13 protein-coding genes are annotated in these 14,200 nt (G+C 21.7%); 4 read left to right on the top strand and 9 right to left on the bottom strand.

Features of this window, described 5'->3' with window-relative positions; genetic code table 11:
* Positions 1-244 precede the first annotated feature (244 nt).
* Positions 245-1,057, bottom strand: coding sequence for a 16S rRNA (adenine(1518)-N(6)/adenine(1519)-N(6))-dimethyltransferase RsmA (gene rsmA / locus AB4W54_RS00480; protein ID WP_367674530.1), 813 nt, complete (start codon positions 1,055-1,057; stop codon positions 245-247).
* 156 nt (positions 1,058-1,213) lie between these two features.
* Between rsmA and AB4W54_RS00475 the strand changes: the two genes are divergently transcribed.
* Positions 1,214-1,831 (top strand): DedA family protein, encoded by a 618-nt coding sequence (locus AB4W54_RS00475; protein WP_367674529.1) that lies wholly within the window; start codon positions 1,214-1,216, stop codon positions 1,829-1,831.
* A gap of 155 nt (positions 1,832-1,986) precedes the next feature.
* Here AB4W54_RS00475 and rplY read toward each other — a convergent pair whose 3' ends face one another.
* Positions 1,987-2,274, bottom strand: coding sequence for a 50S ribosomal protein L25 (gene rplY, locus AB4W54_RS00470; RefSeq protein ID WP_367674528.1), 288 nt, complete (start codon positions 2,272-2,274; stop codon positions 1,987-1,989).
* Positions 2,275-2,461: 187 nt separating this feature from the next.
* Here rplY and AB4W54_RS00465 point away from each other — a divergent pair, with 187 nt between their 5' ends.
* Both AB4W54_RS00465 and glyS read left to right on the top strand, forming a co-directional pair.
* Complete coding sequence (locus tag AB4W54_RS00465) at positions 2,462-3,337, top strand: glycine--tRNA ligase subunit alpha (protein WP_367674527.1); 876 nt, start codon at positions 2,462-2,464, stop codon at positions 3,335-3,337.
* A 39-nt stretch (positions 3,338-3,376) separates the two neighbouring features.
* Positions 3,377-5,452: a glycine--tRNA ligase subunit beta gene (gene glyS, locus AB4W54_RS00460; protein WP_367674526.1), complete on the top strand. Its 2,076-nt coding sequence runs from the start codon at positions 3,377-3,379 to the stop codon at positions 5,450-5,452.
* Between the two features lie 344 nt (positions 5,453-5,796).
* Here the strand turns inward: glyS and pheT are convergent, their stop codons facing one another.
* The 7 genes from pheT to AB4W54_RS00425 form a co-directional block, all read right to left on the bottom strand.
* Positions 5,797-8,178 (bottom strand): phenylalanine--tRNA ligase subunit beta, encoded by a 2,382-nt coding sequence (gene pheT / locus AB4W54_RS00455; RefSeq protein WP_367674525.1) that lies wholly within the window; start codon positions 8,176-8,178, stop codon positions 5,797-5,799.
* Positions 8,178-9,167, bottom strand: coding sequence for a phenylalanine--tRNA ligase subunit alpha (gene pheS / locus AB4W54_RS00450; protein WP_367674614.1), 990 nt, complete (start codon positions 9,165-9,167; stop codon positions 8,178-8,180). Before pheS ends, pheT begins: the two co-directional genes overlap by 1 nt.
* A 117-nt stretch (positions 9,168-9,284) precedes the next feature.
* Positions 9,285-9,641, bottom strand: coding sequence for a 50S ribosomal protein L20 (rplT, locus tag AB4W54_RS00445; RefSeq protein ID WP_367674524.1), 357 nt, complete (start codon positions 9,639-9,641; stop codon positions 9,285-9,287).
* Between the two features lie 57 nt (positions 9,642-9,698).
* Complete coding sequence (gene rpmI, locus AB4W54_RS00440; protein ID WP_367674523.1) at positions 9,699-9,896, bottom strand: 50S ribosomal protein L35; 198 nt, start codon at positions 9,894-9,896, stop codon at positions 9,699-9,701.
* A gap of 38 nt (positions 9,897-9,934) precedes the next feature.
* Entirely contained in the window at positions 9,935-10,474 is a 540-nt protein-coding gene (gene infC / locus AB4W54_RS00435; RefSeq protein ID WP_367674613.1) for a translation initiation factor IF-3, read from the bottom strand.
* A gap of 17 nt (positions 10,475-10,491) precedes the next feature.
* Positions 10,492-12,405 (bottom strand): threonine--tRNA ligase, encoded by a 1,914-nt coding sequence (gene thrS, locus AB4W54_RS00430; protein ID WP_367674522.1) that lies wholly within the window; start codon positions 12,403-12,405, stop codon positions 10,492-10,494.
* A gap of 161 nt (positions 12,406-12,566) precedes the next feature.
* Positions 12,567-13,613, bottom strand: a complete 1,047-nt coding sequence (locus AB4W54_RS00425) for a 3-deoxy-7-phosphoheptulonate synthase (RefSeq protein WP_367674521.1) — start codon at positions 13,611-13,613, stop codon at positions 12,567-12,569.
* Between the two features lie 217 nt (positions 13,614-13,830).
* Here AB4W54_RS00425 and AB4W54_RS00420 point away from each other — a divergent pair, with 217 nt between their 5' ends.
* Entirely contained in the window at positions 13,831-14,196 is a 366-nt protein-coding gene (locus AB4W54_RS00420) for an iron-sulfur cluster assembly accessory protein (protein ID WP_367674520.1), read from the top strand.
* The last annotated feature ends 4 nt before the right edge of the window (positions 14,197-14,200 follow it).

Genomic DNA, 14,200 nt, shown 5'->3' with positions numbered 1-14,200 from the left:
TATATATCATATGATATATAATTCAGATATAAAAATTACAAATAATTTTAAATAATAAAATATATAAAAAATGTACTATAATAAAACTTTATAAATTATCATATATAGTAATAAAATAAATATAAATAGATAAGATAAAATATTTCAAATACAATATTAAAATACACATTAATATAAATATATTAATAGTTATATGATAAATATTGTATTGAAATAAAAAAATAATACATACAATTGTGTCATACTAACATTTATTTTTATATAAATAAAAAATATGAGCAATATGACAATATTGAATAACTGATAAATCTTCTGGTCTTAAATATATATCAATTCCTAAATTTAAAAAAATTTTTTTATTTACAATATGCAGTAAACTATTTTTTAAAATCTTTCTTCTGTTTGTAAAAGATAGAAAAGTTATTTCTTTCAAAAAATTAATTTTATTATAAGGATATAATGGTATTTTTTTAGGAATTAATTGCAAAAAAGTAGATTGTACTTTTGGTGTAGGGGAAAAAGCATTTGCTCCAACATCAAAACCTAACTTAATATCGTAATAACACTGCATAATAATACTTAATCTGCCATACATCTTACTCCCAGGTTGTGCAATGAAACGATTAGCTACTTCTTTTTGTACCATAAAATTCATATCAATAATATAATTACTAAATTTAATTAAATACAAAATTAATTTTACAGAAATATTATATGGTAAATTACCAAAAATACGTAACATACTTTTTTTTATTATTGATAATTTTTCAAAATTAAAACTCATCACATCTTGATTAAATATCAATAATTTATGAAAATATTTTTCTTTTTCCAAAAAATACAATACATTTTTATCTATTTCTACTAATACTAAATTATCTACAATACGACAAATAGGTTCAGTCAAAGCACCTAGACCAGGACCAATTTCTACTAAAATATCTAAACAAGATGGGTTAATAAAATTAATTATTTTCTTAACTATCTTTTTATCTTTTAAAAAATTCTGTCCGAATTTTTTATTATAATACAATTTTTTATATACTAATGTATGCATATTTTTAAATTATATTCACATTGATGTAATGTATCTTTTTATAAAATACACAATATTATATCTTTTAACATATCATTTAATTTTTAATAAAAAATGAATATAAAAAATAAAATAATATTACAAAATTATTAATATATTATTTCAAAAAAAAAAATTATGAAATCTTGTTTGACATACTTGATTACAGAATCTACTAAACACCCATTAATAATTATTGCATTAATAACATTTTTTGAGTCTTTAGCATTAATTGGTTTTTTATTACCCAGTATTATTATTATGACAGCTTTAGGAGCTTTAATTGGAAATGGTAAAATTCCATTATATCAAGCATGGATAACAGCAAGTATTGGGTGTTTAATTAGTGATTATGTATCTTATTATATTGGTTGGAAATTTAAAAAAAAAATATACCATATAAATATACTAAAAAGAAATATAAAATTATTTAATAAAACAAAAAATACATTAATTAAATATAGTATTATTACCATATTAATAGGGAAATTTATAGGACCAACTAGACCTTTAATTCCTATGATATCAGGAATGTTAAATATACCTATAAAATATTTTATCACACCTAGTGTCATTGGATGTATAATATGGCCTATATTATATTTTTCACCCGGTATACTAACAAGCACACTTCTTCAAAGTAATTATTTTGATTCAAAAAAATATATATTAAAAATCATTATTTTACCAATCATATGTATAATCAGTATAATAATATTTATAATATGGAAAATATTCAAAAATAAACAAAAATAAAGTCCTTTAAATAAGATATTATATTTTATATTTACATATTCTTAAAATTAATTTATATAAAATATATTAATATACAAAAAAAAAAAAATAAAAATAATTTTATATAATAAAAAATGATATTATAAATATAAAATATAATAAATGTATCAATATATCTATTTATATAAAAAATCAATATGTAATAATTTAGGTTTAAAACAATGTTTCTGTACTTCTTTAACACAAACTAAATATTTATTCGAATCAATTCTTAACATCATACTATCAGTATAAAATTGAGGTTTTTTTTGCATATTAAAAATAATATCATGATCTAATGAAAAATATATTGTTTGTTGATCTTTTCCATATACAACACTAGGTATTTTATTATTTCTTTTTCTTAATTGTCTACTAGAACTCGTACCAATATTTAAACGAATTAATCCGTGTATTACTAACATAATGCATCCTGTTTAAATAATAAAGATAATAAACCTAAAAAATAATTTATCTTATAATGTAATATATCAATATTATAATTATAATATATATTTTTTATAAAATATTTTAAATATATTAATCAATAAAAAAATATTAAATATTATTATAAACATCAAAATTGTAATAAAAAATATAATAAAATAAAATATGAATAAAAAAAAATACACATGCTGTGAAATAATAAAAAAACTAAAAAAATTTTGGTCAAATTATGGTTGTATTATTGTACAACCTATCGATCTTCCAGTTGGAGCTGGTACATTTCATTATTGCACTTTCTTGAAAGCTATAGAAAAAAATCCAATTAATATAGCATATTTACAACATACTAGAAGACCAACAGATGGTAGATATGGAAAAAACCCTAATAGATTGCAACAATATTATCAATTTCAAGTCATATTAAAACCTGCGCCTAAAAATATTCAATACTTATATTTACAATCTTTAAAAAAAATAAATATAAACTATAAATCAAATGATATTAGATTTGTTGAAGATAATTGGGAAAATACAACACTAGGTGCATGGGGTATAGGGTGGGAAGTATGGCTAAATGGAATGGAAATTACACAATTTACATACTTTCAAAAAATAGGAGCAATAACATGTAATCCTAGTACAGTAGAAATTACCTATGGGTTAGAAAGATTAGCTATACATATTCAAAATATTAACAATGTATATGATATTATATGGGATAAAAATAATAATTCTCAAATAACATATCAAGAATTATTCCAAAAAAATGAATTAGAACAATCAATATATAATTTTCAATACTCTAATATTAAATTATTAATAAAATTATTTAATCAACACTTAAAAGAATCTAAAAGACTGTTACAATATAAACCACCATTAATAATACCAGCATACGAACATATTTTATACTCAATACATAACTTTAATTTATTAGATGCTCGACAAATCATATCTAATACAGAAAGACAAAAATATATTTTACAAATCAGATCTATATCAATTAAAATAGCTAAATATTATTTTTTATTAAAAGAATAAAAAAAGATTTAAATAAATATACAGGTTACGAAATAAAATATGAAATATAATTATCTACTTATAGAAATTAATACTGAAGAAATGCCACCAAAATACATTCGAAATATTGCAAAAAATTTTTACAATAATATTGCATCCAACTTATATAAACATAATATTCAATTTAATAGCATAAAATTATTTGATACTCCAAGAAGAATTGCTTTACAAATTCAAAAAATTCATACAACAAATACTATCCAACACATTAATCAACGAGGTCCTTCAATAAAAAACGCATTTAATAAAGAAGGATTATTAACCGATGCAGCATTAAAATGGTTAAAAAAATTTCATATTCATATCACAGATACAAAAGTCCTACAAACCGTACAAGGTGCTTGGTTGTCATATAAGCAATATAAAAAAAAAAAAAAAATAAAATGTATTATACCGAAAATTATAATACAATCAATCAAAAATATATCAATTATCAAATCTATACAATGGAATGAATATGATATAAAATTTATTAGACCAATTAGAAATATTCTAATATTACTAGATAATCAATATATTATATTTGATAAAATGGGAATATCTACAAAAAAATATTTACAAGGTAATATTGCTACCATTCCGAAAAAAATACAAATATACCATGCAAAAGAATATGAAAATATACTATATAAAAAAGGAAAAGTAATAGCAAATTACTATATTAGAAAAAAAATAATTCAATATAAATCAACAAAAATTTCTCAAACAATAGGAGGGAAAATAAAAAATAATACATATCTATTAAAAGAAATAACATGTTTGGTAGAATGGCCAAATGTTTTACATGGAAAATTTAAAAAAAAATTCTTAAATATACCAAAATATATTTTAATACATATATTAGAAAAAATTCAAAAATATTTAATCATATATAAAAAAAATAATCAAATAACCAATCATTTCATAATTATATCTAATCTCCCTTCTAAAAAATCAGAAAAAATTATTCAAGGTAATCAAATAGTTTTACAAGCAAAATTATCAGATACAGTTTTTTTTCTAAAAAATGATCAATATATACCATTAAAATCATATTTTATATTATTAAAAAAAATAATATTCCAAGAAGCATTAGGTAGTATGTTTCATAAAACAAAAAGATTAATTCATTTAATACAATATATTACACAATATACAAAAGCAAACTTAAAAAATAGTACTAGAGCAGCATTTTTATCCAAATGTGATCTGAAAACATCTATTGTATATGAATATCCTGAATTACAAGGAATTGCTGGAATGTATTATGCAAAAAATAGCAATGAACAACATACAATTGCAATATCTATAAAAGAACAATATCAACCTACAAATTCTAACAAGGATATATCAAATAATGTAATTAGTTATACGCTATCCCTTACAGATAAAATAGATACTATAGTAGGATTTTTTTTAATTAATCAAATACCTAAAAATAATAAAGATCCATTTTATTTAAGAAGAATTGCATTAAATATTATACAAATTATTTTAGAAAAAAAAATTAATATTAACTTATATTCTTTAATAAAAAAAACAATTGATATATATAATATCAATAGTTTAATATACAACCCAATTCATCAAATTATAACATTTATTATTACAAGACTAAAAAGATGGTATAGAAAAAAATATCATTTTAATATCATTGAATCTGTATTATCTGTACATAAATATAATCTAGTTACAATAGATACAATAATTAAATTATTATTTCAATACCATAATACAAAAAAATTAAATAATTTAATTATTATATATAAAAGAATTTCTAATTTATTCAAAATAATGAACATGAATGATAATAAAAATTATAAAATTAATTATTCACTTATAAAAAATAAAAAAGAAAAAATAATTTTTATAAAAACAAAATATACTGACAATATATTAAATATTATGATTCATAAAAAAAAATATCATCAAGCATTAAAAACCTTATTTCAATTCTATAATTCAATAAATTATTTTTTAAATAATATTTCTATTCAATATTCTCATCCAGAATTAAAAATTAATCGCGTTACATTATTATTAATCATTAAAAATTTTTTTAAAAAAATTACTCATTTCACCAAATTATCAATTTAACAAAATAAAATTTTTTATATTATAAAATACTATAAAGTACAAAAAATTATTCACATACAATTAATATTTATATAAAAAAATAAGACCAATTAAATTATAATACATGTATCATAAAAATTTTTTGCAAATTAAAATATATAAAATAAAATTAAAATATTACTTCATACAATTTAAAATACAAAATAATCAAATTTTATTAAGTAATATAAAATACAAACCATATGGTAATAAATTTAATGATATATAATAAAATATATAAAAAATATTTTTATAAAAATAAATAAATAAATTTACTAATATAAAAATTATTCAATCTATAAAAATATAAAAATTTTCCGAATCAATTAATTTCTCATAAAAATAGAAAACTCATTTCTTAGATATATAAGATAACATTTTAACATATAATCAATCTCTTTATCATGTAAAGTATATAATAAATCCTGAAATATAAATTGTAATGATATACTTTTTTTTTTATTCGGTATAGAATCCCCTTGATATATATCAAAAATTTTAATATCTACTATTTTATCAAAAAAATATTTTTTACAAAATATAACAACATCATTCACTAAAATATTTTCAGCAAGTATAATAGAAATATCTCTTTTACTATATGGAAATTCTGAAACATTTTTAATAAACTGTACGTTAGAATAAAATATTTTAAACCAAAAAATCTCAAATAAAAAAACAGAATAATTTATATTAAATTTATCTACTAAAACAGGATTTAAAGAACCTAAAAAACCAATAACCGCATCATCAAGTAATATAGTAGTACTATCTTTAGGATGCAAAGCAGGAATAATAGATTTTTTAAATTTAATTCTTTCTAAACACCCTATTACATTAAATATAGATTCTATATCCCCTTTTAAATTATAAAAGTCAAACTTATCATCATACGTATATAAAGATTTTTTATCACCATTAATACCAATTATACCAGATAAAAATATATTTTGATCTACTCCCATTCTACTTTCTTGATTAGGAATAAAACATACACCACTCTCAAAAAATTTTACCTCATCATATTGTCTATTTTGATGATATAATAAATTTTTAATTAAACCAACCCATAAAGAATTACGCATACAAGACATTTCTATAGACATAGGGTTTATTAAAGAAAGAGATTTTTTATTTGGTTGCATACATTTTTGTATTTTTGGATTAATAAAACTATAGTTGATAACTTCATGGTATCCTTTATCAATTAACAAATATTTCACTCTTTTTAAAGCATAATCTTGAGTATAATTTTGAACAGTTGTATTATTTACATGCAATGGAGCAATTACAACAGAATTAAAATTATATACCTTCATAATATCAGAAATAACATCCTCTTCTATACAAATATCTAATCTCCACAAAGGAGGTATTACATACCAAAATTTATCATGCATGTATATGATATATTTCATCTGCTGAAGCAAATTATATATAATAATCGTGTCAATTCTATAACCTATTAACTTATTTATATGATTAAGATACAACTTTATTCTTTTATTAATATAAAAATGAAATTTTAATGAAGAATAATTTAAAATAGGAGAAACACAACCTCCACAGATATTTAAAAATAAATTTGTAGCATACTCTACAGCTTGCTCTTGTAAAATAGGATCAACATAATATTCATTATAAACTACATCATCATTATTTAATTTTAATTGATAAATAGAACGAATTAATAATTTTGGGTCAATGAATATTGATCCAATAAATAAATTTGTATTATTTAAATTAATAGGAAAATCATTAAAATTTATATTACCTAATAAGGAAATAATATTAACTTTAGTGGAAAGAACTAAATTTTTACTATTTAATACAATATTCCTATTATTATTTAAATAAATAGATTCATTTTTTTTAGCATATCGTACATAAATATTATGTAAATTATTTAAAAAACTATATACATATAAAGAATGACCTAATTCTAAAAAAACATAATTAATAATATCTACAACAATATTAACAGATTTAATAGAACATCTTCGAAGTTTTTCTTTCATCCATATCGGTGTAACAATTTTCAAATTTATCCCTTGAATAATTCTATAAGAATAACGAAATATTATATCATCTATTTTTACTTTACAATGATTATCATTTAACAATGCATAAGAAATATTTAATGTTTTAGGTAATGGAAGGTGATTTAAAATACATATTTCTCTAGCTACTCCAAAAGATCCTAATAAATCCATTCTATTAGGTAGATTATTGATTTTAATAATTTTATCTTTATAAAATAAATAATCTTTAAATTCTATACCTAATGGAGCGGAATGTGGTAAATATATAATATGATTCTTATTAGTAAATATATTCAAATCTTTAAATCGCAATATTAATCCTTCCGAAACTATATAATTTGTACTAAAGGGTTTTATAACCGTACCATTGGATAATGTTGAACCTATGATTCCAACAATAACTTTCATATTTTTTTTAATATGACTACTTCGACATATAACATGAATGTACTTTGTTTTAATATCCACTTGTACAATATACATACATGAATCAATAGGGTGTTTAAAAAATGATACTATTTCTCCAATAAATAAATTGTTATAATTTCCAAATATACTATGAATACTTTCCACTTCTATTCCAGAAACAGTGATTTGTGCGTATATCTTCTTCATATCTAAAAAACAATTTATCCAACCACATAAACTATATTCACTCAATTTCATTAAAAATACCTACTCCTATTAAATTGTTTTAAAAAAGATAAATCATTTTTATAAAACAAACGTAAATCTTTTAAACCGTAATATAACATCACTAATCTTTCCACCCCTACACCAAAAGCTAACCCTGAATATATTTTATGATTAATATTAAATCTTTTTAAAATATCCGGATGTACCAACCCGCATCCTAAAATTTCCAACCAAACATTATTGTTACTCATAACATCTACTTCTGATGATAATATAGTAAAAGGAAAATAAGAAGCCCGAAATCGAGTTTGTATATTTTGACCAAAAAAACTATATAAAAAACTATTAATAATCCATTTTAAATTAGAAAAATTAACATGTTTATCAATAACTAACCCTTCTATCTGATGAAACATAGGACTATGTGTTTGATCATAATCTTTACGATATACTTTTCCAGGAACAATAATTTTAATTGGCAATTGATGTTTCTTAATTTCATGAATTTGCATATTAGAAGTTTGTGTTCTTAATAAATTATTAGAATCAAACCAAAAGGTATCTTGACTATTTCTAGATGGGTGATAAACAGGAATATTTAAAGAATCAAAATTATAATATTGATTTTCTATTTCTAATTCATTTATAATAATTGTAAATCCTAATGTATGAAAAAAATTCTTTATATAATTGATCATACTATTAATTGGATGCATAGAACCAATATCGTTTCTTTTCCCAGGTAATGAAATATCTAATTTTTCAGAAACAATTTTTTTTTTAATATATATATTTTTAAACTCAATTTTTTTTTTATTAATCGCGTCTTGTATATAACATTTTAAATAATTTATTTTTTGACCAATTGATTTTCTATCTATAATACATAAATTGGGCAATTTTTTAATATGACTTAAAATAAAACCTTTTTTACCAAGATATTGAATACGTAATATTTCTAATTCTTGTATACTATTCACTTTATTTAATTCTAATCTAAATTTATTAATATATTTTATAGTATCAAAATTTGATATAATTTTACTCAAAATAACCACCACATAATAAATATTTATTGGTATAAGCTTCCAAACAAAAGAAGCTTATATTATAATTAACTGACATCCAATAAAATTTTATTGAAAATAATTTTTTACATTTTGTATTAAGATATTAAAAGCATTTTTATTATTAATAGCAAGATTAGATAACATCTTACGATTAATCTGAACATATATTTTACTTAAACCATACATAAAATTACTATATGATAAATCATGTTGTCGAACAGCGGCATTAATTCTAGTAATCCATAACTTACGAAATTGTCTTTTTTTTTGTCTACGATCACGATAAGCATATTGACCAGCTTTAATAACTGCTTGATAGGCAGATCTATATGTTCTAGATCTAGCACCGTAATATCCTTTAGACTGATGCAATATTTTTTTATGTTTTGCGTGAGCAATCACTCCCCTTTTAATTCTAACCATCTAATCTCCTTTTTTACTTTCAATAAAATACTATGACAGAAAATACGTACATAAAGTTTACATATATGGAAAAAAAGATTTAATACTCTTCTTATCTGATTGCAGAACGAACACTTTACTACGCAAATGTCTTTTACACTGTTTGCTTTTTTTAGTTAAAATATGACGTAAATTAGATTGTTTATGTTTAAAATTACCAGAAGCAGTTTTCTTAAATCTTTTAGACGCACTTTTTAAAGTTTTCATTTTAGGCATAATATAAAACTCAAATATAAAAAATAAATAATCACACATTATATCTTTTTAGGAGACAAAAGCATAACCATTTGTCTTCCTTCTACTTTAGAAGGAAAATATTCTGTTATAGAAAAATTTATTAAATCCGACCTAATTTTATTTAAAATTTTAATGCCAATATAATTATGGGCCATCTCCCTACCCCTAAACCGCAATGTTACTTTAACCTTATTCCCTTTATTTAAAAATCTAATTAAATTTTTTAATTTTACCTGATAATCATTTTGGTGTGTATTAGGTCGGAATTTAATTTCTTTAATTTGTAATGCTTTATGTTTTTTCCTCTGTTCTTTAAGATTTTTATTTTTTTTATATAAAAACTTCCCATAATCCATAATTCGACATACACAAGGATTAGCATTAGCACTAATTTGTACTAAATCTAACTCTAAATCTTGTGCATGTTGTAATGCTTCTTCAATTGGAACAATACCAATGAACTCATTATTTAATCCAATTAATCGTACTGTAAGAGCTTTAATTTTACTGTTAATCAAACTATTTTTAATAAAGTTAACACGATTTCCAGGTTTTATACTATGTTCCTCCAATATTAAAAACTATAAGTTATAATTTTATTATGTATTTTGTTAATAAAAAAATCTAAATTCATGACTTGAATCATGCTATTTCTTCTAATACGCACACTTACTGTTTGAGAATGTACTTCTTTTGCTCCACAAATTAATATATATGGCACATATTCCATTACATATTTTCTAATTTTAAAATTAATTTTTTCTTCCCCAATATCATATTGTACTCTAATACCTGCATTGTATAATCTTTGATATATATTAAAAATATACGAATTGTAACTATTATGAACACTAATGATTACCACTTGTATTGGACATAACCAAATGGGTAAACAACCAGCGTATTGTTCTAATAAGATACCAATAAATCTTTCTATAGAACCAAATATCGCTCTATGAATCATAATTGGAATCTGTCTATTATTACGATAATCAATATAATATGAAGAAAAACGATAAGGTAAAGAAAAATCCAACTGTATTGTACCACACTGCCAGAATCTATTTAAACAATCTTCTAAAACAAACTCAATTTTAGGTCCGTAAAAAGCACCTGCTCCTATTTGATATTGAAAATTAATCTGACTATTTAATAAAGCATTTCTTAAATCTGACTCAGCTTGATTCCATAACGATTCCGTACCAATTTTATTTTTAGGTCTAGTAGACAATTTAACATGTACTTTATGAAATCCAAATATTTTATAAATATTTAAAATCATCCTAATACAATTTATAATTTCACTTTGTACTTGTAATGGAGTACAAAAGATATGTCCATCATCTTGCGTAAAACTTTTTAATCTCAATAAACCATGTAAAGAACCGGAATATTCATTTCTATGACAAACTCCAAATTCAGCAATTCTAATAGGAAGATCTCGATAAGATCTCAAACTACTATTAAAAATTTGTACATGGGCTGGACAATTCATAGGTTTGAGACAATACCTTTGACCTTCTGATTCTGTATAAAACATAGAATTATGAAAATGGTCAATATGACCACTAACCTTCCACATTGATGAATTCATTACTATCGGAGTTTTAACTTCCTGATATTCCCATTGTTTCAATTGTCTTCTAATTAAATTTTCTAATGCCTGAAAAATAATTAATCCATTTTTATGCCAAACAACCATTCCAGAAGAGTCTTCCGCAATATGATACAATTTCATTTTTTTATTAATTAATCTATGATCCCTATTTTTTAAAATTTCTAATTGATTTAAAAAACTAGATAATTGATTTTGGTTTAACCATGCTGTACCATAAATACGCTGCAACATCTTATTTGATTTATTCCCACCCCAATACGCACCAGAAATACTCTGTAATTTAAAATATGTACAAAATTTAATATTCGATACCTGTGGGCCATAATAAAAATCTACATAATTTTCATGATAATATATAGGTATGTACGATCCTGTAAAAAAATTCTTTTCTAAACAATATAATTTGTACATTTCATTATTGTTACGAAACCAATTTTTTAATATATCGTACTGTATTCTTTGAAAAAGAATATCATAATTTTTTTTTACTATATTATACATTAATTGTTCTAATTTGAATAATTCGCTTTGATTAATAGTATGATTAATATCAATATCACAATAAAATCCATTTTGAGTTAGACAACCTGTAGCTATTTTCGCATTTGACCACTGAAGTTTACAAGCATAAGATAATAATTGTATACAAGAGTACCGAATTAAATTAATTGATTGTGTATCATACATAGTTAAAATATAAACATTTGCATTATACCATACCATACAATGAATATTAACAATTACTCCATTTACAAGAGCACCAACAGCAATTTTCGATAATCCTGGTTTCATATCCTCAGCTATTTGTATTAAAGAAACAATATGCTTATATACCATTTTTCTACCATTCAACAAGGTAATAACAGGCATTTTATATCCTTTTATAAAAATTTATTCATGTCAATATGTATTTATATTATAATACATTTAATATATAAATAAATAAAAACGATTAATTAAAATATAATTTATCATCTATAATGATTATGTATTATATGAAATAATACCAATCATAATGATTGGTATTATATTTAAAATCTACTACTAACAGCTTTCGCTAAATCTGACAATATTAATACAGTATCATCCCAACCAATACATGGATCAGTAATAGATTGACCATATAACATATCTTTTTTAGAAGAAACATTTTGTGTACCAGATTTTAAAAAACTCTCAATCATAACACCAGCAATGTTTTCCGATCCTTCCATAATTTGTTTACAAACAGAATTTGATACTTCACATTGCATCATATATTGTTTTAAACAATTACCATGACTAAAATCAATCATTAAAAACTCAGGAAGATTAAATTTCTGTAATTTTTTGCATGCCAACATAATATCATCATAATAGTAATTAGGATTTTTACCACCTCGTAAGATAATATGAGAACATGGATTACCACTAGTATGATTAATTGTCATTTGTCCATTTTTATTTGGAGCTAAAAATAAATGTTTAACCTGTGCTGCACGAATAGCATCAATAGCAATATTAATATTGCCATCTGTCCCATTTTTAAAACCAATAGGACAAGAAATAGCAGAAGCCATTTCTCTATGTATTTGACTTTCTGTCGTACGCGCTCCAATTGCACCCCAGCTAATTAAATCAGCAATAAATTGACCAATAATCATATCTAAAAATTCAGTTGCAGCTGGTATACCTATTTTATTAATATCTAATAATAGTTTACGGGCTACTGTTAAACCCCTATTTATATTAAACGTATTATTAAGATCAGGGTCAGTAATTAATCCTTTCCAACCTACTACAGTTCTTGGTTTTTCAAAATATGTACGCATTACTATTTCTAATCTAGAATAATATTTCTTACGTAATTCATTTAATTTATTTGCATATTCTACTGCTGCAATAGGATCATGTACTGAACATGGCCCAATCACTACTAATAATCGCTTATCTTTACCTATCATAATATTAGCAATATTTTTTCTTGCTTGAATTACATTATGCATAATATCATCTGTAATAGGGTAATGATATGCTAAATCTAAAGGGGTAATTAACGGATCAATTCGTATTGTACGTAATCCATCTGTTTTTTGCATTTCATTCTCTACATGAATTAATTTTAAATATAATATAATTAAAATATATAATTAAATACAATAACTAATTGTATTATAATTTCAATAACATAAAATATATTAATATACAATAATATATTTTATTTAATATACATACAATACAATATAATCTATTTCCATAAAACAAAATTCAGTATAATGTATAATAAAAAATAAATTAATTATAAAATTATAAAATATGAAAAATAAATTTATAGGGATATCTTTAACACAATCTGCACAAAAACATATAACAAATATAATAAATAAAAATAATGCACAACAAGGAATCAAAATTAAAATAAAAAAATCAGGATGTGCTGGATTTCAATATTATTTTTCTATAATAAACAACAAAGATAATATTGAAAAAAAAAAATATTATATATATAATGAAAAAAAAATTAAAATTTATATTCCAATAAAGTATATGCAGTTTTTTGATGGTACGATAATTAAATTAATTAAAAATGATGAAATAAATTATAGTTTACAATTTGATAATGCAAAAATACAACAATTTTGTGGATGTGGAAAAAGTTTTTCGTTATCTAAAAAAATATAAATAT

This window comes from Buchnera aphidicola (Pterocallis alni), assembly GCF_964059075.1.
In the GTDB taxonomy this organism is placed as follows: domain Bacteria; phylum Pseudomonadota; class Gammaproteobacteria; order Enterobacterales; family Enterobacteriaceae; genus Buchnera_L; species Buchnera_L aphidicola_AN.
This window is presented reverse-complemented; position numbering and strand designations above follow the sequence as displayed.